At 73.4% G+C, this 21789-nt stretch carries 21 protein-coding genes and 3 pseudogenes; 17 read left to right on the forward strand and 7 right to left on the reverse strand.

What is annotated here, in order from left to right:
* Positions 1–2: 2 nt before the first annotated feature.
* On the reverse strand, positions 3–443 hold the full coding sequence (gene dtd, locus ACWGJO_RS19330; protein WP_387695521.1) for a D-aminoacyl-tRNA deacylase: 441 nt from the start codon (positions 441–443) through the stop codon (positions 3–5).
* A 621-nt stretch (positions 444–1064) separates the two neighbouring features.
* Here dtd and ACWGJO_RS19335 point away from each other — a divergent pair.
* The 3 genes from ACWGJO_RS19335 (at position 1065) to ACWGJO_RS19345 (ending at position 3026) form a co-directional block, all read left to right on the forward strand.
* Positions 1065–1685, forward strand: coding sequence for an RsiG family protein (locus tag ACWGJO_RS19335; protein ID WP_387695522.1), 621 nt, complete (start codon positions 1065–1067; stop codon positions 1683–1685).
* A 72-nt stretch (positions 1686–1757) separates the two neighbouring features.
* Entirely contained in the window at positions 1758–2717 is a 960-nt protein-coding gene (locus ACWGJO_RS19340; protein ID WP_452185256.1) for an asparaginase, read from the forward strand.
* Between the two features lie 99 nt (positions 2718–2816).
* Positions 2817–3026: a dodecin gene (locus ACWGJO_RS19345; protein WP_359909395.1), complete on the forward strand. Its 210-nt coding sequence runs from the start codon at positions 2817–2819 to the stop codon at positions 3024–3026.
* A gap of 46 nt (positions 3027–3072) precedes the next feature.
* On the opposite strand, the pseudogene ACWGJO_RS19350 reads toward ACWGJO_RS19345, so the two are convergent.
* A pseudogene (locus ACWGJO_RS19350) lies at positions 3073–3381 on the reverse strand (hemin ABC transporter ATP-binding protein); the annotation flags it as partial.
* Positions 3382–3413: 32 nt separating this feature from the next.
* Here ACWGJO_RS19350 and ACWGJO_RS19355 point away from each other — a divergent pair.
* On the forward strand, positions 3414–3713 hold the full coding sequence (locus ACWGJO_RS19355; protein ID WP_452185275.1) for an HtaA domain-containing protein: 300 nt from the start codon (positions 3414–3416) through the stop codon (positions 3711–3713).
* On the opposite strand, the pseudogene ACWGJO_RS19360 reads toward ACWGJO_RS19355, so the two are convergent.
* Together ACWGJO_RS19360 and ACWGJO_RS19365 are read right to left on the reverse strand one after the other, a co-directional pair.
* Positions 3667–3798: pseudogene (locus ACWGJO_RS19360) on the reverse strand (biliverdin-producing heme oxygenase); the annotation flags it as partial. The gene ACWGJO_RS19355 and the pseudogene ACWGJO_RS19360 sit on opposite strands and share 47 nt — an antisense overlap.
* Before the next feature lie 229 nt (positions 3799–4027).
* Positions 4028–4519, reverse strand: a complete 492-nt coding sequence (locus ACWGJO_RS19365; RefSeq protein ID WP_316526893.1) for an inorganic diphosphatase — start codon at positions 4517–4519, stop codon at positions 4028–4030.
* A gap of 76 nt (positions 4520–4595) precedes the next feature.
* On the opposite strand from ACWGJO_RS19365, the gene dacB reads away from it, so the two are divergent.
* The 6 genes from dacB (at position 4596) to folE (ending at position 12541) form a co-directional block, all read left to right on the forward strand.
* Positions 4596–6230 carry a D-alanyl-D-alanine carboxypeptidase/D-alanyl-D-alanine endopeptidase gene (gene dacB / locus ACWGJO_RS19370; RefSeq protein WP_452185258.1) on the forward strand — a complete coding sequence of 545 codons (1635 nt, stop codon included), beginning with the start codon at positions 4596–4598 and terminating at the stop codon, positions 6228–6230.
* Positions 6231–6338: 108 nt separating this feature from the next.
* Positions 6339–7511 carry a zinc-dependent metalloprotease gene (locus ACWGJO_RS19375; RefSeq protein WP_452185260.1) on the forward strand — a complete coding sequence of 391 codons (1173 nt, stop codon included), beginning with the start codon at positions 6339–6341 and terminating at the stop codon, positions 7509–7511.
* 283 nt (positions 7512–7794) lie between these two features.
* Positions 7795–8922 (forward strand): tRNA lysidine(34) synthetase TilS, encoded by a 1128-nt coding sequence (gene tilS, locus ACWGJO_RS19380; protein WP_387695567.1) that lies wholly within the window; start codon positions 7795–7797, stop codon positions 8920–8922.
* A 71-nt stretch (positions 8923–8993) separates the two neighbouring features.
* Positions 8994–9548 carry a hypoxanthine phosphoribosyltransferase gene (gene hpt / locus ACWGJO_RS19385; RefSeq protein WP_280685463.1) on the forward strand — a complete coding sequence of 185 codons (555 nt, stop codon included), beginning with the start codon at positions 8994–8996 and terminating at the stop codon, positions 9546–9548.
* A gap of 226 nt (positions 9549–9774) precedes the next feature.
* A complete protein-coding gene (gene ftsH / locus ACWGJO_RS19390; RefSeq protein WP_452185262.1) occupies positions 9775–11829 on the forward strand; it encodes an ATP-dependent zinc metalloprotease FtsH in 2055 nt (684 codons plus the stop codon).
* Positions 11830–11935: 106 nt separating this feature from the next.
* Complete coding sequence (folE, locus tag ACWGJO_RS19395; RefSeq protein ID WP_359909368.1) at positions 11936–12541, forward strand: GTP cyclohydrolase I FolE; 606 nt, start codon at positions 11936–11938, stop codon at positions 12539–12541.
* A 20-nt stretch (positions 12542–12561) separates the two neighbouring features.
* Here the strand turns inward: folE and ACWGJO_RS19400 are convergent, their stop codons facing one another.
* Positions 12562–13350 (reverse strand): ferritin-like domain-containing protein, encoded by a 789-nt coding sequence (locus ACWGJO_RS19400; protein WP_452185264.1) that lies wholly within the window; start codon positions 13348–13350, stop codon positions 12562–12564.
* Between the two features lie 137 nt (positions 13351–13487).
* Positions 13488–14666, reverse strand: a complete 1179-nt coding sequence (locus ACWGJO_RS19405) for an alpha/beta hydrolase (protein ID WP_452185265.1) — start codon at positions 14664–14666, stop codon at positions 13488–13490.
* Between the two features lie 353 nt (positions 14667–15019).
* Here ACWGJO_RS19405 and ACWGJO_RS19410 point away from each other — a divergent pair, with 353 nt between their 5' ends.
* The 7 genes from ACWGJO_RS19410 to ACWGJO_RS19440 all read left to right on the forward strand — a co-directional run bounded on the left by ACWGJO_RS19410 (position 15020) and on the right by ACWGJO_RS19440 (position 21665).
* On the forward strand, positions 15020–16861 hold the full coding sequence (locus ACWGJO_RS19410) for a phosphatidylglycerol lysyltransferase domain-containing protein (RefSeq protein ID WP_452185267.1): 1842 nt from the start codon (positions 15020–15022) through the stop codon (positions 16859–16861).
* An 83-nt stretch (positions 16862–16944) separates the two neighbouring features.
* Positions 16945–17826, forward strand: coding sequence for a dihydropteroate synthase (gene folP, locus ACWGJO_RS19415; RefSeq protein ID WP_359909356.1), 882 nt, complete (start codon positions 16945–16947; stop codon positions 17824–17826).
* 28 nt (positions 17827–17854) lie between these two features.
* Positions 17855–18334 (forward strand): nuclear transport factor 2 family protein, encoded by a 480-nt coding sequence (locus tag ACWGJO_RS19420; RefSeq protein WP_359909353.1) that lies wholly within the window; start codon positions 17855–17857, stop codon positions 18332–18334.
* A gap of 246 nt (positions 18335–18580) precedes the next feature.
* Positions 18581–18940 (forward strand): dihydroneopterin aldolase, encoded by a 360-nt coding sequence (folB, locus tag ACWGJO_RS19425; protein ID WP_359909425.1) that lies wholly within the window; start codon positions 18581–18583, stop codon positions 18938–18940.
* Positions 18941–19060: 120 nt separating this feature from the next.
* Positions 19061–19660 carry a 2-amino-4-hydroxy-6-hydroxymethyldihydropteridine diphosphokinase gene (folK, locus tag ACWGJO_RS19430; RefSeq protein WP_452185270.1) on the forward strand — a complete coding sequence of 200 codons (600 nt, stop codon included), beginning with the start codon at positions 19061–19063 and terminating at the stop codon, positions 19658–19660.
* Between the two features lie 195 nt (positions 19661–19855).
* The gene (locus ACWGJO_RS19435) at positions 19856–20344 is read left to right on the forward strand and encodes a DUF3180 domain-containing protein (RefSeq protein WP_360353700.1); all 489 of its coding nucleotides are present in this window, start codon (positions 19856–19858) and stop codon (positions 20342–20344) included.
* A 145-nt stretch (positions 20345–20489) separates the two neighbouring features.
* The gene (locus ACWGJO_RS19440) at positions 20490–21665 is read left to right on the forward strand and encodes a hypothetical protein (protein ID WP_452185272.1); all 1176 of its coding nucleotides are present in this window, start codon (positions 20490–20492) and stop codon (positions 21663–21665) included.
* Positions 21666–21702: 37 nt separating this feature from the next.
* On the opposite strand, the pseudogene ACWGJO_RS19445 reads toward ACWGJO_RS19440, so the two are convergent.
* Positions 21703–21789: pseudogene (locus ACWGJO_RS19445) on the reverse strand (chemical-damaging agent resistance protein C); the annotation flags it as partial.

Below are 21789 nucleotides of genomic sequence, written 5' to 3' on the forward strand. Positions count from 1 at the left end.
GCTCAGACCTCGACGAGGACGGTGAACGGGCCGTCGTTCACCAGCGCCACCTGCATGTCGGCGCCGAACCGGCCCGTCTCCACCTTGGCGCCCAGCGCCCGCAGCTGCGCCACCACCTCGTCCACCAGCGGCTCGGCGACCGGGCCGGGGGCGGCGGCGTTCCAGGTGGGGCGGCGGCCCTTGCGGGCGTCGCCGTAGAGCGTGAACTGGCTGATCACCAGCAGCGGGGCGCCGAGGTCCGAGCAGCTCTGCTCGACGCCCTCGTCGTTCGCGGGCAGCAGCCGCAGCGTCCAGAGCTTGCGGGCCAGCTGGGCGGCCTTCGCGGGGGTGTCGTCGTGGGTGACGCCGACCAGGGCGCAGAGCCCCGGTCCCTCGATCGCGCCGACGGTCTCACCGGCCACGGTCACCCGGGCCTCGGTCACTCGCTGCACCACTGCTCGCATGCCGCCATTGTGCCGGAGCGCCGTACGGCCCCCGGAGGGCCCCCGGCGGCCGTGGGGACCTCCCCGCGCATCGGCCCGTGCGCCCGTTGCCGCCGCGTCGGACGCCGTGCGTCCGTTGCCCCTGCGCCCCTGCGCCCCCGTCGTGCCTACGGGCCCGCGCCATGCCCTTCCCGTGCGCCCCGGCTGCCTCCCCAGGGCGCACACCAGGGGCGCGTGAAGCGGCTCTGCGCGCCTCTGGGTGCGCGCCTGCGCCGAATCGGGCGCTGCTCTTCCTGCGGAAAGGACCGGTCATATCAGCCACCCCTGTTCGCCAGGGGGCCGTTCGGGTGCACGGGCGGTGCGCGTGCGTCGGGCGGGGTGGCAGGGTGGACCGTACGAAGGGTCCGGGGCGCCAGGAGGTCCGCCGCGCCGGGCCGGGTTCGGCCTGGCGGTCGAGCCGGTAGGTCAGGCGTCTGGCGGTGCCGCCCCGGTGGGCGGTCGCGGCCGGGGACCGGAGCCTCCGGGGGGTTCCCGGGCGTGCCGGTGGACGGGACGTGCGGCCCGTCGGGGGACGGGCCGGACCGGCGGCAGGGACGGGGTGCCGCGAGCGGGCGGGATCGGACGACGTCAGGTGGTTGGGTGATGGACGCGAGCAGCGCGGCGCGGGACCGGTCCGGGCCGGTGGTGCGGCCCCCCGGGGCCCCGTACGGCCCGGCGGCGGGCGCGGGGGACGAACCCGACCTGGAGCGGCTGGGCCTGGAGCAGTTGCGGGTGCTGCGCCGGGAGACCCTGGAGCAGGAGGCCGACCTGTCGTACCTGCGGCGGCTGCTGCACGGGCGGATGGACATCCTGCGCGCCGAACTCGACCGGCGGCCCGGCGCGGGCCCGGTCCGTACCGCCGGCCCGTCCGGCCCCGAGCCGGCCCCCGGCGACCTGCTGGACCGGCTGCCCGCGATCCTGACCGACGCGCCCTCCACCGTGCGGCGCTCGGCCCGGCACGTCACCCTCGGTCCGCCGCGCACCCGGGAGTCCGGGCTGGAGGCGGACGCCCTGATGGGCGACGTTCAGCTCGCCGACCTGGCCGCGCACCCGGCCGAGGAACTGCTGGCCGCGCTGGAGCGGCTGCGGGCGCACGAGCGGGAGGTGTCCGGACGGCGCCAGCGGCTGCTGCGCACGGCCGACGGTTGCAATGCCGAGATCACCCGCAGGTACCGTGATGGGGAAGCACGGGTCGACGACCTGCTCGCAGGGGGGCCGCTCTGACCGGGTGAGTCGCCGCGGGCGGTGGGCCCGGCTACCGCCCGGCCCACCCTCGCCCCGGAAGGCTCACCCGCCATGTCCCTGCCCGCCACCACGCCCGTTCTCGCCGAGGTCGTGCGCTCCGGTTTCGTCGAGGGCCGCCACCGCGGCTCCCTGGTGCTGCTCGCGGCCGACGGCTCGGTCGAGTTCGCGCTCGGCGACCCGGACGCCCCGGTCTTCCCGCGGTCGACCGCCAAGCCGTTCCAGGCGGTGGCCACGCTGCGGGCCGGGCTGGCGATCGAGGGCGAGCTGCTGGCGCTGGCGGCCTCCAGCCACTCTGCAGAATCGTTTCACCTCGATGGTGTGCGGAGCATCCTCGGCTCCGCCGGGCTCGACGAGTCGGCCCTGCGCACCCCGGCCGACCTGCCGCTGGACGAGACCGAGGCGGAGCTGCTGCTCGCCGGCGGCGGCGGGCGCGCCCCGATCCTGATGGACTGCTCCGGCAAGCACGCCGGCTGGCTGGCCGCCTGCACGGCCAACGGCTGGGACACCGAGAGCTACCTCGACCCGGCCCACCCGATCCAGCGGCTGGCCCGCGAGGCCCTGGAGGAGGCCACCGGCGAGACCGCCGCGCACGCCGGGGTGGATGGCTGCGGCGCGCCGCTGCTGGCCGTGTCGCTGACCGGGCTGGCCCGCGGCTACCGCGGCCTGGTGCTGGCCGCCGAGGGCACCGAGCCGCGTCGCGTCGCCGACGCGATGCGCGCCCACCCCGAGTACGTGGCCGGCACCCGCCGGGCCGACACCCGGCTGATGCGGGCGGTGCCGGGAGCGCTGTCCAAGATGGGCGCCGAGGCCGTCCAGGTGGTCGCGCTGCCGGACGGGCGGGCGCTGGCCTTCAAGATCGAGGACGGCGGCGAGCGGGCCCGCGGCCCGGTGCTGGCGGCGGCGCTGCGCCGGCTCGGGGTGATGGGGGCGGACGGGACCGTCGAGCGGATCGGCGCGGCCCCGCTGCTCGGCGGCGGCGTGCCGGTCGGCGAGGTGCGGGCGGCGTTCTAGGGCGTTTTTCGGGCGGTCGGCGGCCGCCCGTCCGGGTGCGGGAGGACCCGGGCCGGTGCACGGTGGACCGGGGGCCGTCGCACAGCTGAGGAGTCCGCCATGACCGACCATGTGTACCGGGTGACCGAGATCGTCGGGTCCTCGACCGAGAGCGTCGACGCCGCGATCCGCAACGGGGTGGAGCGCGCCTCCCGGACGCTGCGCAACCTCGACTGGTTCGAGGTCTCGCAGGTCCGGGGCCACCTGGAGGAGGGCCGGATCAAGCACTACCAGGTGTGCATCAAGGTCGGCTTCCGGCTGGAGGACTGACCGGGCCCGGAAGCCCGACCAGGCCGCCCGGCAGGACCGCCCCGGTTCAGCCGCGTTCCGGCAGCACCAGCGGCACCCCGGTGCGCGGGTGCGCCAGCACCTCCACGGGGTGCCCGTACACCTCGCTGAGCAGCGGGGCCCGCAGCACCTCGGCGACCGGACCGTCCGCGACCGTCGTCCCGTCCGTCAGCAGGACCACCCGGTCCGCGTAGGCCGCCGCCAGGGACAGGTCGTGCAGCACCACGACCACCCCGTCCCCGGCCGCGGCCCGGGCCCGGGCGACCCGCAGCACCAGCTCCTGGTGGCGCAGGTCGAGGGCGGCGGTCGGTTCGTCCAGCAGCAGCAGCGGGGTGCGCCCCTGACGATCGGCGGTTTCCAGGGGCGTTCCTGACCGCCGGCGTCAACGGCAGGCCCCCGGACGGCGCGTCGACCTCGCTGCGCGGTGCCAGGATCGCCAGGCTCGACGTTCCGGCCTCCGCGCTGAAGCCGGTCGGCGGCGTGGTCACGCTGGCGAACGTCCCGGCCACCCTCACGGCCGAGGGCGTGCCGGCGTTCTCCAACTACCCGGCCGGTACGGCCCTGGACCCGGTCAGCGCCACGCTCGCCTTCGACAAGGACGCCGAGCTGCCGACCGCCCCGCGGCGTACGCCTCGATCCCGAGTCGGCCTCCCAGCAGCCGGCTCATGAACGTGGACTGCTCGGCGGCCTCGTGCTCCTCGCTGCTGGCGGTGCGGAGCACGGTGGAGAACGGGGCGGGCGCGGGCGTGGGCATGCGGCCTCCAGGGTTCGGGGTCGGCCGTTCGGGTCGGCCGTTCGGGTCGGGCCGAATATTTTGGTTAACCTAACCTAACTTCACATCATGCCGACAGGGTGTCGGCAAACCGTCCCGTCCCCGGAAACGACAGAGGCCGGGGCCCGCGGAAGAAATCCGCGAACCCCGGCCCCGGGCTGTCCCGACCTGCCTCGAACCGCTCTCGATCGAATGAGATCGGAACGACGGCTCAGTGGCCGCCCTGCTCCGCCAGACGCTTGATCGAAGCGGTGACCTCGGCCTCGGCCTCGGCGCGGCCGACCCAGTCGGCGCCCTCGACGGACTTGCCGGGCTCCAGGTCCTTGTAGACCTCGAAGAAGTGCTGGATCTCCAGGCGGTCGAACTCCGACACGTGGTGGATGTCGCGCAGGTGCTCCCAGCGCGGGTCGGTCGCCGGGACGCAGAGCAGCTTGTCGTCGCCGCCCGCCTCGTCCGTCATCTTGAACATGCCGATGGCGCGGCACTTGATCAGGCAACCGGGGAAGGTCGGCTCGTCCAGGATGACCAGGGCGTCCAGCGGGTCACCGTCGTCCGCCAGGGTGCCCTCGACGTAGCCGTAGTCGGCCGGGTAGCGGGTCGAGGTGAAGAGCATCCGGTCGAGCCGCAGACGGCCGGTCTCGTGGTCGACCTCGTACTTGTTACGAGAGCCCTTCGGGATTTCGATAAGGACGTCGAACTCCAACGGTTCCTCCAAGGTAGGGACTGACAGAATCCAAGTGTCTCCTACGGGAGCGAGTGCTCGGGAAAGGGTCCGGTCGGTGGGAGCAGGGGGAGGGGCGGCGCGCCGTCGCGGGGGGACGGCCGCGGGGCTGGTCGGAGCGGCGCTGCTGGTCGTCGGTACGGTCCTGACCTCGGGTGGTGCGTACGCGCAGCCGTCCCCGCCGCCGGGTGGGCACAGTGCCGGGCGGGGAGAGGACGAGGACCACGACGGGCAGGGCGGCCGCGACCGAGGGAAGGGCGACCACGGGAAGGGCGGCGCCGGACCGCGGTCGAACGACGGTCCGGGTGCCGAGCCCACCCGTCGGGCCGTGCCGCCCGTGGCCTCCGGGCCCGCCGCCCCCACCGCCGGCGGCAGCGACGCGCCCGGCGCACGCCCGGCGCCCGCGCCGGGCGCCGTCCTGGCCGCCGTGGACGGCGCCACGGGCGCCGCCGTCCCCACCGCGCAGGGCCTCCAGCAGGCGCTCGCCGCCGCCCTCGCCGACAAGAGCCTCGGCGAGGTCACCTTCGCCGTCGCGGACGCCGCCACCGGCCAACTCCTCTACGGCTCCGGGGAGAACACCCCGGCCACCCCCGCCTCCACCACCAAGCTGGCCACCGCGATCGCGGCCCTGTCCCTCATCCCGGCGGACACCCGGCTGCACACCCGGGTGGTCCGGGGCGCGGACCCGGGCACGATCACCCTGGTCGGCGGCGGCGATCCGACGCTCACCGCACTGCCCGCCGACCAGGTGCAGATCGGCGGGCAGCCGGCCGACGCCGACACCGCCCCCGCCTCGCTGGACCTCCTCGCCCGGCAGACCGCCGACACCCTCAAGAACCTCGGCACCACGACGGTCCGGCTGGACTACGACCTGTCGCTGTACGCGGGCAGCCCGCAGCACCGGAACCACGACGGGCAGAACATCGCCCTGGTGGTCCCGTTGATGGTGGACGAGGGCAGGGTGGACCCGAAGAGCCGGGAGGACGCGCCGGACCGGGTCGCCGACCCGGCGGCCGCGGCCGCCGAGACCTTCGCCGCCCTGCTCAGGGCCCGCGGCATCACGGTGACGGGCAAGGCCGCCCCGGCCGCGGCGCCCGCCCCCGCCCCGACCGCCTCCGGTCAGGCCCCGCTCGGCGACGTCTTCTCGCCGACGGTCGTCCGGCTGGTGGAGCGCTTGCTGACCACCTCGGACAACCAGCTCGCCGAGGCGATGGCCCGTCAGGTCGCCGTCGCCGCGCACCAGCCGGCGAGCTTCGAGGGCGCCGCGGCGGCCGTCACCCAGGAGCTCACCCGGCTCGGGGTGCCGATGGGCGGCGTGGTGCTCAACGACGGCAGCGGCCTGCACCCGGGCAACGCGATCCCGCCCGCCGTCCTGACCCGGCTCCTCGCGCTGGCCGCCTCCGAGCAGCACCCCACCCTGCGCCCGGTGCTCACCGGCCTCCCGGTCGCCGGCTTCACCGGCACCCTCAACAAGCGCTACGGCTCCGGGTCCGGCGCCGCCGACGCGGCCGGTCTGATCCGCGCCAAGACCGGCACCCTCAACGGCGTCAACACCCTCGCGGGCACCGTCGTCGACGCCGACGGCCGCCTCCTTGCCTTCGCCGTCATGACCCGCACCACCGCCCCCGCCGACACCGCCCGCGCCGCCATGGACCGGGTCGCCGGCCGCCTCGGCGGCTGCGGCTGCCACTGACCCGGCCCCGCCCGTCCCGTCGCGCCGGCCGTGCCGATCGGCCGCCGGGGGAGAGGTCTTGGCCGCGGGTGGCTGCCGCCGGTGGTGGGGAGCACGTACGGTGAGGGCATGACGAGCGCGAGTGGCGGTGCTGACATGGTCGACTGGAACCTCGCGGTCGCAACCGCGACCAGGTTGGTGCGGCCGGGGCCGGAAGTGAGCCGGGAGGAAGCGGCGGCGGTGGTCGCCGAGCTCCGCCGGCACGCCCTGGAGGCGGAGGAGCACGTGCGGGCGTTCACCGGCATGCGTTCGTCCAGCCTGTCCCGGGCCGCGGCGACGCCGGTGCTGGTGGTGGACCGACCCGGCTGGATCCGGGCCAACGTGGCGGGTTTCCGCACGGTCGTCCAGCCACTGGTGGAGAAGCTCCAGGCGCGTCGGGCGAACAGCGCGACGGCCGGGGTGTTCGGCGCGGTGGGCGAGAAGGCCACCGGGATCGAGGTCGGGGCGCTGCTGGCGTTCCTGTCCACCAAGGTGCTGGGCCAGTACGAGACCTTCGCCCCGGCGGGGCCCCCGCTGGAGGCGCCGGACAGCCCGGCGGCGCTGTTCGACAAGCCGCGGCTGGGGCCGGACGGCCCCGGGCCGGGCCGGCTGCTGCTGGTGGCGCCGAACATCGTGCACGTCGAGCGGGAGCTGGACGTCGACCCGTCCGACTTCCGGCTCTGGGTCTGTCTGCACGAGGAGACGCACCGGACGCAGTTCACCGCGGTGCCGTGGCTGCGCGACCACATCCAGTCCGAGGTGCAGTCCTTCCTCTCCGAGACGGACGTCGACCCGGGCGCCCTGCTGGAGCGGCTGCGGGACGCGGCCGGTTCGTTCGGCGGCCTGCCGGGCGGCGGCAACCGGGAGAGCGCCTCGTCCGGGAACCTGCTGGAGATCGTCCAGTCGCCCGCGCAGCGCGAGATCCTCGGCCGGCTGACGGCCGTGATGTCGCTGCTGGAGGGCCACGCGGACGTGGTGATGGACGGCGTCGGCCCGGCCGTGGTGCCGACGGTCGCCGAGATCCGGGAGAAGTTCCAGCAGCGCCGGGACCGCGGCGCCAGCCGGCTCGACCTGCTGCTGCGCCGGCTGCTCGGCATGGACGCGAAGCTGCGCCAGTACCAGGACGGCGCGGTGTTCGTGCGCGGCGTGGTGGAGCAGGTCGGCATGGAGGGGTTCAACCGGGTGTGGACCTCCCCGAACACCCTGCCGACCAAGGACGAGATCCACGATCCGGCCGCCTGGGTGGCCCGGGTGGCCCGCTGAGCGGGTGCTCCTGACGCGGGCGCGCCGTGAGCCGGGCGGCAAGCGGCGCGCGTCGGTCAAACCCGCTCGTACGAGTGGTCCAATCGGCCAGACGATGGGTGAAGAAGCGTTTCTTCATTCACCCGTACGTGGGACGGTGGTCGTACCGGTGGCGCGGGTGGCGTAGCGGGTCGCTCCTTTCTGCCACCATCTGTGAGCGCCCGGTAACAGGGCGCTCATGCGGTGCGCGGTCCCCGCCGCGTCCGCCGCGAGTCCTGTCCCCTCCGACGAGGAGTCTTCCGCCGTGGGCCCTCACCCCGCTGTCGCCGCGATACGCCTGGCCGTTCGCCGTACGCTCACCGACCTCGCCGCCGAGGCCGGTACCACCTTCACCGCGCCCGTGCGCGAGCCCCGCGAGCGCCCGGCCGGGGCGCCGCTGGTGGGCGCCGCGGTCGGCACCACCCTGATCGGCAACGCCGCGCGCCACCCCTCCGGGCTGCCCCGCACCCCGGCCGCGCCCGGTTCACCGCTGATCCTGGTCGCGGTCAGCGGCGGCGCGGACTCGATGGCGCTGGCCATCGCCGCCGCCTTCGAGGCCCCCAAGATCGGCCTGCGGGTCGGCGCCGTCACCGTCGACCACGGCCTCCAGGCCGGCTCCGCCGAGCGCGCCGCCCAGGTGGCCGACCGGCTGCGCACGCTCGGCCTCGACCCGGTGGAGGCCGTCCCGGTGCGGGTCGGCCGCGCCGGGGGCCCGGAGGCCGCCGCCCGGGACGCCCGCTACGCCGCCCTGGACGCGGCCGCCGACCGCCACGGAGCGATCGCGGTGCTGCTCGGCCACACCCGGGACGACCAGGCCGAGACCGTGCTGCTGGGACTGGCCCGCGGCTCCGGCGCCCGTTCGCTGGCCGGGATGCCCGCCCACAAGGGCCGCTACCGCCGCCCGCTGCTGGAGCTGGACCGGGCCGCCACCCGGCAGGCCTGCGCCGCCCAGTCGATCCCGGTCTGGGACGACCCGCACAACTGTGATCCCGCCTACACCCGCTCAAGGGTCCGCCACGAGGTGCTGCCGGTCCTGGAGAAGCACCTGGGCGGTGGCGTGGTCGAGGCGCTGGCCCGGACCGCCCGGTTGTTCCGCGACGACGCCGACGCCCTCGACCAGTGGGCCTCTTTGGCCGAACGCGACCTCCGTACGGGCGACGGCGCCCTGGACGCCGTGAAACTGGCCGAACTGCCGCCCGCGGTGCGCCGCCGGGTGCTGCGCAGGGCCGCGCTGCGGGCGGGCTGTCCGGCCGGGGACCTGTTCGCCCGGCACCTGGAGACGATCGACCTGCTGGTCACCGGATGGCGCGGACAGGGCCCGCTGCACCTACCCGGGGGAGTCGAGGCCACCCGCAGGTGTGGCACGCTGGTCTTTCGGCGGCAGGGCGACTGACGGGCGAGGCATGCCCCGGGGGAGCCGACCGCCGGCCACACAGACCCCGAACGTTTGAGGACGTATCCCCGGTGGACCAGAACGACATGGGCGCTGACCTCGCGAAGGTGCTCATCAGCAAGGACGAGATCGACGCCAAGCTCCTTGAGCTGGCCGAGCGCATCGACCGGGACTACGCAGGGAAGGACCTGCTGATCGTCGGCGTCCTCAAGGGGGCTGTGATGGTCATGGCCGACCTGGCCCGGACCCTGCACTCGCAGGTCACCATGGACTGGATGGCCGTCTCCTCGTACGGCATGGGCACCAAGTCCTCCGGCGTGGTGCGGATCCTGAAGGACCTGGACACCGACATCGCCGGCCGTGACGTCCTGATCGTCGAGGACATCATCGACTCCGGTCTGACGCTGTCCTGGCTGCTGGGCAACCTGGGTTCGCGCGGTCCGGCCTCGCTGGAGGTCTGCACCCTGCTCCGCAAGCCGGACGCGGCCAAGGTCGAGATCGACGTGAAGTACGTCGGTTTCGACATCCCCAACGAGTTCGTGGTCGGCTACGGCCTGGACTACGCGGAGAAGCTGCGCAACCTTCCCTTCATCGGCACCCTCGCGCCGCACGTCTACGGCGGCTGAGGTCCCCGTTCGGGCGACGGGCGGGAACAGTGGGCCGTTCCCGCCCGTTGCACCCGGGAGACAGAGAACCAAAGCCGTGTCGCCGTGCTCCCGCCATGGGTGGGTCGGACTGCGGTACGGTCCAATAAACCGCTCTTCACATGAGCATCAATTCGGACGCGCCGCGGTCAACAGTCCTCGGCGCCGTTGAGTGGCAGGAGGGACGGGGCGGCAACGCCCCGCATGGATGGACGTCAAGCGATACTTCCGTGCGCCGATCATGTGGATCGTGCTGGCCGTCCTCGCCGTCATCGTACTGATGCAGGTCGTTTCGGACTCGAACGGCTACAAGACGGTGGACACCGGTCAGGTCGTCGCGGCGATCGACGCGCACAACGTCAAGTCGGCGCAGATCACCACCGGTGACTCGAACACGATCAAGATCCAGCTGAAGGACGGCGCCACACTGCCCAGCTCCGGTACGGGCAAGGCCCCGTCCGGCACCAAGTTCCAGGCCTCGTACATCGGCGACCAGGGCGTCGCCATCGCAGACAAGCTGCAGGCGCAGGTCAACGACAAGGACCAGAGCACGCTCGCCGAGGGCTACACGATCAGCCCCGAGAAGCAGAGCACCTTCGTCAGCCTGCTGCTGTCGATGCTCCCGATCGTGATCATCGTCCTGGTCTTCCTGTTCCTGATGAACCAGATGCAGGGCGGCGGCTCCCGGGTCATGCAGTTCGGCAAGTCCAAGGCCAAGCTGCTCACCAAGGACACCCCGAAGACCACCTTCGCCGACGTCGCCGGCGCGGACGAGGCGGTCGAGGAGCTCCACGAGATCAAGGAGTTCCTCCAGGAGCCGGCCAAGTTCCAGGCCGTCGGCGCCAAGATCCCCAAGGGCGTGCTGCTCTACGGCCCGCCCGGTACCGGCAAGACCCTGCTGGCGCGCGCCGTCGCGGGCGAGGCCGGGGTGCCGTTCTACTCCATCTCCGGCTCGGACTTCGTCGAGATGTTCGTCGGCGTCGGCGCCAGCCGCGTCCGCGACCTCTTCGAGCAGGCCAAGGCGAACGCCCCGGCGATCGTCTTCGTCGACGAGATCGACGCCGTCGGCCGGCACCGCGGCGCGGGCCTCGGCGGCGGCCACGACGAGCGCGAGCAGACCCTCAACCAGCTGCTGGTCGAGATGGACGGCTTCGACGTCAAGGGCGGCGTGATCCTGATCGCCGCGACCAACCGCCCCGACATCCTGGACCCGGCGCTGCTGCGCCCGGGCCGCTTCGACCGCCAGATCGCGGTGGAGCGCCCCGACCTCCAGGGCCGGCTGGACATCCTCAAGGTGCACCAGAAGGGCAAGCCGATCGCGCCCGACGTCGACCTGTCGGCCGTCGCCAAGCGCACCCCCGGCTTCACCGGTGCCGACCTGTCGAACGTCCTCAACGAGGCGGCGCTGCTGACCGCCCGTTCGGACAAGAAGCTGATCGACAACGGCATCCTGGACGAGGCGATCGACCGTGTCGTGGCCGGTCCGCAGAAGCGCACGCGGATCATGTCCGACAAGGAGAAGAAGATCACCGCGTACCACGAGGGCGGCCACGCCCTGGTCGCGGCGGCCTGCCAGTACAGCGACCCGGTGCACAAGATCACCATCCTGTCCCGCGGCCGGGCCCTCGGCTACACCATGGTGCTGCCGGAGGAGGACAAGTACTCCACCACCCGCAACGAGATGCTCGACCAGCTCGCCTACATGATGGGCGGTCGCGCGGCGGAGGAGCTGGTCTTCCACGACCCGACCACGGGCGCCTCGAACGACATCGAGAAGGCCACCGCGACGGCCCGGGCCATGGTCACCCAGTACGGCATGACCGAGCGCCTGGGTGCGATCAAGTTCGGCAACGACAACTCGGAGCCGTTCCTGGGCCGTGAGATGGGCCACCAGCGCGACTACTCGGAAGAGGTCGCCGGGCTGGTCGACGAGGAGGTCAAGAAGCTCATCGACACGGCGCACAACGAGGCCTGGGAGATCCTGGTCGAGAACCGCGACGTGCTCGACAACCTGGTCCTGGAGCTCCTGGAGAAGGAGACCCTGAACAAGGAGCAGATCGCCGAGGTCTTCGCCCCGATCGTCAAGCGCCCGGCCCGGCCGGCCTGGACGGGTTCCTCCCGTCGCACGCCGTCCACCCGGCCGCCGGTGCAGTCCCCGAAGGAGCTGGCGCTCACCAACGGCGCCGCCTCCGTCGAGAGCGCTCCGGTGGACGTCGTGAAGCTCCCGCCGCTGCCGACGGCCGAGCCGCCGACCGAGGGCTGACCCCCGCTCCGCAGGGAATGGATGCCGCGTCACCAGGGTTTGTACCCTGGAGGCGCGGCATCCGTGCTGTTCAGCCAGAGTCTTCCGATACATAAGCGAGGCCCGCATGATCGACCCGGTGACGTTCGACGGTCCGCCCGCCGTCGGTACCTTCGACCAGAAGCGGGCCGAGGACGCCATCCGCGAGCTGCTGCTCGCCGTCGGGGAGGACCCGGACCGCGAGGGCCTGCGGGAGACCCCGGCCCGGGTCGCGCGGGCCTACAAGGAGATATTCGCGGGCCTGTGGCAGGAGCCCGAGGACGTCCTCACCACCACCTTCGACCTCGGCCACGACGAGATGGTGCTGGTCAAGGACATCGAGCTGACCTCGGTCTGCGAGCACCACCTGGTGCCGTTCCGCGGCGTGGCCCACGTCGGGTACATCCCGTCCACCAGCGGCAAGATCACCGGGCTGTCCAAGCTCGCCCGGCTGGTCGACGTCTACGCCCGCCGGCCGCAGGTGCAGGAGCGGCTGACCAGCCAGGTGGCCGACGCGCTGATGCGGATCCTGGAGCCGCGCGGGGCGATCGTCGTGGTCGAGTGCGAGCACATGTGCATGTCGATGCGCGGCATCCGCAAGCCCGGCGCCAAGACCATCACCTCCTGCGTGCGCGGCCAGCTGCGCGACCCGGCCACCCGGGCCGAGGCGATGAGCCTCATCATCGGCCGCTAGGGGCACCGGCCGGGCGGTGCTCAGAGCACCTCGTGCTCCGCGTGGGGCGGGGCCGGGGTGCCCAGCGCGTCGCGGCGCTCCGGCATCCGCAGCGTGACCATCCGGCGCCAGCCGTAGGCATGGTCGTACAGGTAGAGCGCCCGCACCCCGAGGGTGACCAGGGTGAGCTGCCAGCGCGGCCAGCGCAGGATCCGGGCCATCCGGGAGGTGACGGCGAGGCCGACGTCCCGGTGGGTGCGGATCTCGCCGCGGGCGCTGGTCTCCAGGGCGTGCCGGATGTACGGGCCGTGGCCCTCGGAGACCAGCCGCAGCAGCTCCTCGTGGCAGTAGGCGAGGTGGTTGTCCTCGTCGGCGGAGATCATCCGCATTGCCCGGCCGAGGTCGGGGTTGTCCTGGTACACCTTCACCAGCAGGCGCATCTGCTCGGCGGCGCGCTGTTCGGTGACCCGGCTGTGCACGAGGTAGGTGATGATCTCGCGGTCGGTCAGCGGGACGTCGCTGTTCAGCCGCTCGTGCGAGAGGCCGACGCCCTGGCGCTCCAGCAGCATGCAGTAGTCGGCCTCGTCCGGCACCGGCACCTTGGGCAGGCCGCGCTTGTGCAGCAGCTGGGTGAAGATCCGGCCGTGCTTGCGCTCGTCGGCACCGTGCCGGGCCACCTTCGGGGCGAGGACCGGGTCCCGGGTGAGCGTGGTGATCCGCTCGTTCTCCCAACCGCCCTGGTCCTCGCCGTCGGCCGCGATGCTGCAGAACAGCTGGTACGCCTGGTCGTTCCGGTAGATCTCGTCGAAGAGCGAGCGGGTGCTCAGCACGGTGCCTCCTGCGCGGGTCCGGGGCGGTGCCCGGCGGTGGCCGACGGGCGGTCGCGATACGTTCCCCCCGGGCCGCCGGCCGTCCGGGCCGGCCGGCGGTAATCACTCACCTGTCCTAGCCGGGTCCTCGCCGGGGCCTAGCCCAGGTGTGAGCCCAGCCATTCGAGGGTGGCCGGGAGCTCCCTGGTCCAGCTGTCGAAGTTGTGCCCGCCGTCGTCCAGGTAGAGCGAGTCGATCGTGAACTGCGGGTTGGCCGCCGCGGCCCGCGTGGCCTCGTCGACGAACTGGACGGTCTGGGGGTAGTCGCCCTCGGTGCGGGTGGAGACCGCCAGCAGGTTGAGCGCCGGGACGGGCAGGTTCTGCAGCCGCCAGCCGAGGTCGTGCTGCTGGGTCAGCGCCTTGTCGCCGTTGAAGAGGTCCCCGCCGGTGTAGTTGTCCTGGCGCACGGTGAAGTCGCCGTGCAGGCTCGCCGCGTTGCCGTAGACGTTCGGGAAGCGCATCGCCAGGCGCAGCGCGCAGCTGCCGCCGGTGGAGTAGCCGAGGGTGCCCCAGGAGCCGGCGGTGCGGCCGACCCGGTAGCTGCTGCGGATGGCCTCGGGCACGTCCTTGACGAACCAGGTCTCGGTGCGCGGCCCGCCGGGGACGTCCACGCACTCGGTGTCCCGGGACGGGACGACGGCCGGGCGGGCCATCACCAGGACGGTCGGCGGCATCCTGCCGGAGCGCTGCAGGTCGATCGCGGTCTGGGCGAACGGGAGCTCGTGCAGCAGGTTCAGCGTGGTGCCCGGGTAGCCGGCGATGGCCAGCAGGACGGGGAAGCGGACCAGGGCGAGCTTCTGGTCGAAGTACGCGGGCGGCAGGTAGACGAACATCTGGTCGGAGAAGCCGGTCTCCTTGCCGCTGACCCGGACCGACTCGATCCTGCCGACCTCCTCGGGCGGGCCCTTCGGCAGGTTGGTGATGGTCTCCAGGCCGCCCTCGGTGGTGGGCTGGACCAGCGCGTCCGAGACCGGGGTGCCGCCCTTGTGGTTCGCGCTGCCGGTCAGCGCGAGCTTGGCGCCGCCCGGACTGAGCAGGTCGTCCCAGGAGGTGTAGAACCCGAAGGAGTTGTTCACCGACAGCGCGAGCACGGCCAGGACCGAGGCCTGAACGACAGTCAGCAGTCCGATCCGGCCGAGCACCGGCAGCGGCCGCTGGGGCGCCAGCCGCGGCCAGACCCACAGGGTCGCGACGACTGCCGCGACGCCGAGTGCGAGCAGCGAGTTCACCAGCGCGTCGCTGGTCAGTTCCATGCCGTCGGCCTTCCGGTGGGACACGGGCGGTGCAGGCTTCATGGTCTGGCGGTCCATCAGGCCGGGCCACCGCGGCTAGGCCGTCCGGACGCCGGGCGGGCTGGGAAGGGCGGGGGGAACCGCAGGCAACCGGCGCCCTAGAATGCGGCGTCCACCGTACGTAACGCGTCCCGGAGGGTCCTGTCGCACCACGCTGCGGCGGGCCCCCGGCTCCCACCGCCGGCTCAACCCGCAGCGCGACCACGGACCCGGTTTACCGATCGTTTCCGGGTCCTTGGTATGCGCATTGCCTGATGAAGGAATAGGCATGAAGGTCCATCACGCGTCCTCCCCCGGAGTGACAGGACACCGCACCGCAGCCTCTACGCTGAGCTTCCATGAGCGTTCCCGTGTCCGTTGAGCCGAGCCCCGAGCAGCCGCCGCGCCGTCGCCGCGGCCTGCAGACGCTGCGCAACCAGGCGTCCGCCGTCCCGAGGGCCTGGCTCCCCGGGGCGGTCGGCTACGCCTGTCTGCTGATCGGGCTCGTGGACATCGCCAGCGCGGTGTTCCCCAAGCTCCGGCACACCAAGGTGCACACCTTCGCGGGGCAGCTGCCGGGCGGCACCACCAGCCTGGCGGCGGTCGGCGCGCTGATGGTCGGCATCCTGCTGGTGCCGCTGGCGCACGCGCTGCGCCGCCGCAAGCGGCGGGCCTGGCGGGCGGTCTGCGTGCTGCTGCCGGTCAGCGCCGGACTGCACATCGTGCGCTGGCACCAGATCGGCCCGGCGGTCGTCTCGCTGGTGCTCCTCGTCGTGATGCTGGTCCACCAGCGCGAGTTCTACGCCAAGGCCGACCCGCGCACCCGCTGGCGGGCGCTGGTCAACCTGGTCGTCATGGGCGTCCTCAGCGTGCTGCTCGGCCTGCTGATCGTGAGCACCCGGACCAAGTACGAGATCGGCCACCCCGGCCTGACCGAGCGCCTGCAGCACGTCGGGTACGGGCTGTTCGGTTTCGAGGGCCCGGTCCGGTACAACAACGTCCGGATGTCCGACCTGGTCGCCTACCTGCTCGGCGGGCTCGGCCTGCTGACCGCCTTCACCACCGCCTACCTGGCGCTGCGCCCGGGCAAGCCGAAGCCCGAGCTGACCGCGGAGGACGAGGAGAAGGTCCGCGAGCTGCTCGGGCGGCACGGCGAGCGGGACTCGCTCGGGTACTTCGCGCTGCGCCGCGACAAGAGCGTGCTGTTCTCGCCCACCGGCAAGGCCGCGATCTCCTACCGGGTGGTCTCCGGCGTGATGCTGGCCTCCGGCGACCCGGTCGGCGACGTCGAGGCCTGGCCCGGCGCGATCAAGGTGTTCATGGCCGAGGCCCGCGAGCACGCCTGGGTGCCGGCCGTGATGGGGTGCAGCGAGGTCGGCGGCGAGGTCTGGACCCGCGAGGCGGGCCTGGACGCGCTGGAGCTGGGCGACGAGGCGATCGTGGACACCGCCTCCTTCTCGCTCTCCGGCCGGGCCATGCGCAACGTGCGCCAGATGGTCAAGCGGATCGAGCGCAACGGCTACTCCTGCCAGGTGCGCCGGGTCTCCGAGCTCACCGCGGAGGAGAAGTACCGGATCGCCGACGCCGCCGCCCGCTGGCGCGGCACCGACACCGAGCGCGGCTTCTCGATGGCCCTCGGCCGCTTCGGCGACCCGCTGGACGACGACTGCGTGGTGGTCACCGCCCACAAGGCCCCGGAGGAGGGCGAGGAGGGCGACGACCTGAAGGCCGTGCTGCACTTCGTGCCCTGGGGGCCGGACGGCATCTCGCTGGAGCTGATGCGCCGCGACCGCGCCGCCGACCCGGGCCTGAACGAGCTGTTGATCGTCGCCGCGCTGCAGGCGGTGCCCGCGATGGGCGTGCGCCGGGTGTCGCTCAACTTCGCGATGTTCCGCTCGGCGCTCGCCCGCGGCGAGCGGATCGGCGCGGGCCCGGTGCTGCGCGCCTGGCGCGGGCTGCTGGTCTTCCTGTCGCGCTGGTTCCAGATCGAGTCGCTGTACAAGTTCAACGCCAAGTTCCAGCCCGAGTGGGAGCCGCGCTTCCTGGTCTTCCCGAGCACCCGGGACCTGCCGCGGATCGGCTTCGCCGCGATGCAGGCGGAGGCCTTCATCACGCTCGGCATGCCGCGCTTCGGCCGCCGGCGCCAGCGCGAGGGGCTGATGCCGGTCCCGTCGACCCGTGAGGTCACCGAGGCCGCCTGAGACCCGTCACCGCCCTCCGGGGCCGGCCGCCGACACGGAACGGGGCCCCCGCCGAGCATCCTCGGCGGGGGCCCCGTTCGATAATGGGAAGCATGAACGATTCGCCGTCCTTCTCCCTGCCGGCCGGTCTGCCGCGGCTGGAGCGCTGCGCCGTGATGGGCGTGGTCAACGTCACGCCCGACTCCTTCTCGGACGGCGGGATGTGGCACGACCCCGCCAAGGCGATCGCGCACGGCCTCGCGCTGCGGGCCCGCGGCGCGGACCTGGTGGACGTCGGCGGCGAGTCCACCCGGCCGGGCTCGCAGCGGGTGTCCGAGGAGGAGGAGCTGCGCCGGGTGCTCCCGGTGGTGCGCGAGCTCTCCGACGCCGGGGTGATGGTCTCCGTGGACACCATGCGCGCCACGGTCGCCGAGCGCGCCGTCGAGGCCGGCGCCGCGATCGTCAACGACGTCTCCGGCGGCCTCGCCGATCCGGCGATGGCCCGGGTGGTCGCCGAGACCGGCGCGCCCTTCGTGGTGATGCACTGGCGCGGGCAGTCCGCCGACATGTACGCGACGGCGGTCTACGACGACGTGGTGCGGGACGTGGTCGCCGAGCTGACCGACCGGGTGGACGCGCTGCTGGCGGCCGGGGTCAAGGAGGACCAGCTGATCCTCGACCCGGGGCTCGGCTTCGCCAAGACCTCCGAGCACAACTGGGCGCTGCTCGGCCGGCTGGACGCGCTCACCGCGCTCGGCCGTCCCGTGCTCGTGGCGGCTTCGCGCAAGCGGTTCCTGGGTACGCTGCTCGCCGACCCGGCAACCGGGGAACTGCGCCCGGCCCGGGAGCGCGACGACGCGACGGCCGCGGTGTCGGTGCTGTCCGCCCGGGCCGGAGCCTGGGCGGTGCGGGTGCACGACGTGTCCGGCACGGCGGACGCCGTCCGGGTGGTCGCGGCCTGGCAGCACGCGGCGCGGTTGGGGTGAGGGAGGGTCTGTGACAGGTGACGGCAGGTTGAGCGGCGGCACGGCCGGGCGGGCGCGCGAGGCGGACCTGGAGGCCGTGCTCGCGGCGAACAGGGGGCTCTACGAGGCGCTGGAACGGGGGGACCTGGAAGCGGTCGAGGAGGCCTGGCTGGGTGCCGCCGACGCCGACGACAAGGGCGGCGTGGTGTGCGTGCACCCGGGCTGGCCGGTGCTCCGCGGCCGGGCGCAGGTGACCAGGTCGTACATGCTGATCATGATGAACACGGAGTACATCCAGTTCTTCCTGACCGATGTCGAGGCCGAGGTGCACGGTGATGTGGCCCTTGTCACGTGCACCGAGAACATCCTGTCCGGCGGCGAGTCGGAGGAGGAGGGGGAGCTCGGACCACTGGTCGGCGGAAAGGTCGTGTCGACGAATCTGTTCCGCCGTACCCCGGCCGGGTGGAAGCTCTGGTCGCATCACGGTTCACCCGTTCTGACCAGCGGGGACGACGACGAGGAGAGCTGATTCCGGCGGCCGCGGAAATGCCGTGCCGAAAAGTCGCCGGGAATTTCCGAGTGGTCACCGAACGTTCACGTCAATCGCCATATCGGTGCGCGTGGCGTCGGTTCGTGCCGGGTAGGACGGTCAGGCGTTGTCCGTGCTCGCGGGTAGATTCGAAACGGAGTGGCGGGCGTGCTGCCTGCCTTCGCCCTGCCCGTCCGTGCTTTTCGCCGGGTGGGGCCCGTCCGACTGGGAGCAGTGATTCGTTTGCTGGACCGCGTCACCCTGCGGGGGCTGCGTGCCCGGGGCCACCACGGCGTCTTCGAGCGTGAGCGCGTCGAGGGGCAGACCTTCGTGGTCGACCTGGTGCTGTACCTGGACACCCGCCCCGCCGCGGCCGGAGACGACCTCACCCGCACCGCGCACTACGGGCTGGTGGCGGAGGAGGTCACCGCGATCATCTCCGGGGAGCCGGTCGACCTGATCGAGACGCTGGCCCAGCGCATCGCCGACCAGTGCCTCAAGCACGAAGCGGTCGAGGAGGTCGAGGTCACCGTGCACAAGCCGGACGCCCCGATCACCGTGCCGTTCGACGACGTGACCGTGACCATCCACCGGGGCCGCGCATGACCCCCACCGCGCGCCCGGTATCCGATGTAGAGGACGTTTTCCGATGAGCGAGCGCAGCGAGCGAATGATCAAGAGGCGTGCGTGCGCGAATGCCTCTGCCGAGCGAAGCGAGGCGGGCGCATGAGCACGAGTGACCGGACCGCTACGCCGAACGCGTTCGACCTGGAGGACCGGGTGGACTCCGTCGACACCACGCTGCACAGCCAGCGCTGCGCGGTCGTCGCGCTCGGCAGCAACCTGGGCAACCGGCTGGACACCCTCCAGGGCGCCGTCGACGCGCTCGCCGACACCCCCGGGCTGAGCATCAAGGCCGTCTCCGCGGTGTACGAGACGGAGGCCGTCGGCGGGCCGGAGGAGCAGCCGAACTACTACAACGCGGTCGTGGTGCTGCGCACCTCGCTGCCCCCGCGGGACCTGCTGGAGCGCGGCAACGCCATCGAGGACGCCTTCGGGCGGGTGCGGACCGTCCACTGGGGCCCGCGCACCCTGGACGTTGACATCCTGGCCTACGAGGGCGTGCTGAGCGACGACCCGCAGCTGCTGCTGCCGCACCCGCGCTCGCACGAGCGGGCCTTCGTGCTCGCTCCCTGGCTGGATGCCCAGCCGGAGGCCGAGGTGCCCGGGCACGGGCGGGTGGACGAGCTGCTGACCGCGCTGGGCGGCCCGGACTCGCAGGGCGTGAAGCGCCGCGAGGACATCCGGCTGACGCTGCCGGAGTAGGCCCTGGGCCGGGCTCGGAGGGCCGACAGCCGGGCCGTCGCCCGGGGAACTCGACCGGGGGCCCGGCCGTACGAGTAGGTGTCCGTCGTTCGCGCGGGTGTCCGCCCGGCCGGGCCCGGTACGGTGGCTTGGCGTCGCCGCGCCGGGCCACCGGGCGGGCGGCCGGTTCTGGTACCCGGGAAGGACCTCCTCCGAGTGAAGCTGCTTCGCCTCCGCCTGCTGATCGGCATCACCGCCGCCACGACGGCGCTGTCCTGGGCCGGCTCCAAGCTGTGGGCCTCCGTGGACACGCTGCCGGCCGTGCCCGCCGCGGCGCCGGTGGTGCTGGCGGCGGTGGCGGTGATCCTGCTGGCGACCGCGCTGTCGCTGCGGGCCCGGCTGAAGGCGGTGCGCGAGCGGCAGCCCGGGGCGAAGGGGGTCGACCCGCTGCTGGCGGCCCGGGCGGTGGTGCTGGGGCAGGCCAGCGCGCTGGTCTCGGCGGTGGTCACCGGCGTCTACGCGGGGGCCGGGATCTACCTGCTGGGCGAGCTGGACGTGTCGGCCCGCAAGGACCAGGCCGTGACGGCCGGGCTCGCGGTGCTGGCGGGGGCCGCGGTGATAGCGGCGGCGCTCTGGATCCAGCACGTGTGCAAGTTGCCGGAGAACCACGACGACCCGGGCGGTCAGGCGGCCTCGCACCGCTGAGGCGTCGCCGAGGCGTCGCTGAGCAGCCCCTTCCTCGTGATCTTGGGTGAGAATCCGGGCACGTGCGGTAAGAACCGGACCCTGTCAAGGGCGGAAGGGGACCCTGGGCTGACACGGCCCCAATTCGCACGCTAGTTTCTTGGACATGTCTCGCGGACGCCACCGTCATTCCTCCGTCCTCGGCCGGGCCTTCCCCCCCACCGCCACCGGCGTACTGCTGGTCGCCGCACTGGCCGCTCTGCTTTTCAGTCAGGACACCATCCTGGTGCGCTCGGTGGGCGTCGCGGCGGTGATCGCGACGCTCGGCTTCGCGCTGCTGCTGCGCCAGCGGGACAAGGCGGCCCGGGCGGCCGCCGAGATGTCCGCGGCCCAGCGGATGCGCGCCGAGGAGCGGTTCGAGGAGCAGTTGGCCGAGGCCGAGTATGCGGCGGAGGTCGCCGAGGAGCGGGCCACCCGGTTCGGGCGGCGGCTGACGGCGGAGAAGTCGCGGCTGGCGAAGGCCGAGACCGAGATCGCCCGGCTGCTGCGCGAGCGGGCCGTGACCGTCGCCGAGCAGGCGCTCAAGGAGGCCGAGGCGGCCCAGCGGGCGCTCGCCGCGAGCCGTCCGAAGCACCCGGCCAGCCCGGCCGCGTACGTGCGGGCGGCGTCGGTGCTGCGGCACCTGGAGCGCCGCGCGGCGGAGCAGGAGGCGCAGCGGGCGCGTACGGCGGGTGCGGAGGTCGCCCTGCGGGCGCGTGCGGCGGAGCCGGCGGTCGGCACGGCCTCCCCGGCGGTTCCGGCGGCCGCGGTGCCCGCACCGGTGGCCGTGCCGGCTCCGGTGGCGCCCTCGGTGCCCACCCCGGGGCAGGCCCCGGTCGCCCAGTCGCCGGTGCGTCCCGAGCCGGTGCGTCCCGAGCCGGTGCGTCCGGAGCCGGTGCGTTCGGAGCCGGTGCGTCCGGCGCTGACCGCGACGGTCGGTCAGCTCGGCGGGACTCCGGCCGTGCCCGCCGCGGCGCCCGCGCCGGGGGAGCGGCAGCGGCCGCGTCCGGCGCAGTCCGGGCAGGCGCGCGGGCAGGGCTTCAGCTTCTTCGGCCGCGGCTCGGCCGTTCCGGCGCGCCCGGCGGCCCCGGCGCCGGCGGTGGGCAGCGTCGCCGAGCTGGGGGAGCGCGCCGACCTGGCGGACGTGGTGGGCGACGAGGCGGTGGCCGCGAAGGCCGAGGCCGAGGCCCGGGCGGCGGAGCCGGCCGAGCGGCCCGGACAGGGCGAGCCGACCGTGGTGGACCTGACGCCGGAGGACGAGACCGAGCTGATCGAGCTGCCGGAGCTGCGCGCCTCGCGCTGAGGCGACCGGGCCCCGGAAAACGAGAACCGCGGGTGCGTCAGATCTGCACGCCGAAGTCCTGGGCGATCCCGGCCAGGCCGGAGGCGTAGCCCTGGCCGACGGCGCGGTACTTCCCCTCCGCGCC

Source organism: Kitasatospora sp. NPDC054795, assembly GCF_053611565.1.